At 69.1% G+C, this 1,609-nt stretch carries 2 protein-coding genes; one reads left to right on the forward strand and one right to left on the reverse strand.

The genetic code is table 11. The features are described from left to right. The coding region (locus BLW43_RS22695; RefSeq protein WP_175479075.1) for a recombinase family protein at nucleotides 1-145 on the reverse strand (145 nt) is incomplete at its 3' end. Nucleotides 146-654: 509 nt separating this feature from the next. Between BLW43_RS22695 and BLW43_RS22700 the strand changes: the two genes are divergently transcribed. Continuing rightward, nucleotides 655-1,609 (forward strand): hypothetical protein (locus BLW43_RS22700; protein WP_093257224.1); only part of this gene is annotated, 955 nt, incomplete at its 3' end.

The raw sequence follows: 1,609 nt of genomic DNA on the forward strand, positions 1-1,609 counted from the left end.
GCTTGTTGAGAACGGGGCGCGCTCTGGACGCGCCGGAGGCCGTCTCGCGGTGGACCAGCGCGCAGCCGGCGGCGGTCAGCGCCACAGCCTGCTGCAAGGCGGTCTGGTCCTCGGTGGACACGCGCGCGTAGCCGACGAGCGCCATCAGTAGGTTCTCGCCGAGTGTGGCGGGGCAGGGGAGGCGGCCCCTGTGGCCGCGCTGACGCCCACCGTATCGATGACAAGCCGCTCAGCGCGAAGACATATCATGAACATCGGCCCCATTTCTTGCTGCACTGCAGCATTCTGGAGAATGCAAGAATGCGATCACGGGCAACCGGCCGGTTGATAACGGATGTTAGCAGCGTTCGCATGCCGCGGGCAAGTGTCGATCAGGATAGAAAACGTCACTATCGCATGGACTTAGCAGGCATCGCCCGTGTCGCGCCATGGAGCGCCGACAGCGACGCGCACCGTCGCAGAAGATGTCCTTTGAAGCGTCGCTCAAGATTGCCAGGGTTGCGAAAATTATCTGTCATTTCTTTTCACAAAACGGGTAAGCTGCACCGAAAGCGTAATAAAAGGGCTTCGCCTCGCGGCGCGCACCGCCGGCTTTCCGCGAGAGACGCTGCTCATCGCGGCATGCGGCCGCTCTCTCGCCGGCGAGGTTGCCAGATGGACGATGACGACGACGACTGGTCCCTTCGCTCGATCTTCGACGGCGAGGACGACGAGACGCCGCGCAGCCCGCGCGAAGCCGCCGGTGCGCGCCCGGGGCGTCGAAGCGCGGACGCCGCCATCCACGCGCAGATCGCCGGCGCTTCGATCATGGCGGAGGCCGACGCGGCGCTGGCGCGCCTTGACGAGAAGCTGTCGGCGGGCGGCTTCAGTGAGGGGCTGGTCGAGCGGATCGCCACGGCGGAGGCGGAGGCGCTCGGGCGTCTCATGGGCTGGCGCGGTCGCGACGGCGACAGCGCGCTGCGGTTCCGCTACGAGGCGGCGCTCGAGGACGAGGACGACGCCTGGACCCGCTGGGCCGGCAGAACGCTCGCCGCGCCGTTCATCGACATAGCGGCGACGACCGACGCCGATGAACTGACCGAGCGCCTACGCGGGTCGGGCTGGCGGCGCATGGACGCGTTGGAGGCCGCGGACGCCATCTCCGACGGCGCGCCGGTGACGGGTCCGGATCGCGGCGAGCGCGATCAGCTGGCCGACTGGCTCGCGAGGATCCGGCCCTTCGGCGACTTCGGCCCGACCGCGCGCGGGGCGATGAGTTTTCAGGCGTGGGAGTTGGGCGGGGCAGGGGGGCTGACGGGACGGCTGACCGGTGCTGTCGCGTCCATGCGGCTCGGGGCCGGCGCCAGCCTGCGGACGCTGCGCTTCACGCCCGTCGCCGCCGCAGCGCGCCGCTTGCGCCCGTTCGATGCCGGCCTCGATGCGGCTGAACGTCTGACGCGCTGGTGTTGCGCAGTCACCGAGAGCTGCCGGACCTACGCCGCGCTCGTCGAAGACCTCATGGCGTGGCGGACGACGGCCTTCGACGTAGAGCGCACGCGGACGGGCAGGGGGATCGTCGATCTGCTGCTGCGCAAGCCGCAGGCGATGAGCGAGGACGTCGCCAAGGAAC

It is taken from the genome of Rubrimonas cliftonensis (assembly GCF_900107585.1).
Classification (GTDB): domain Bacteria; phylum Pseudomonadota; class Alphaproteobacteria; order Rhodobacterales; family Rhodobacteraceae; genus Rubrimonas; species Rubrimonas cliftonensis.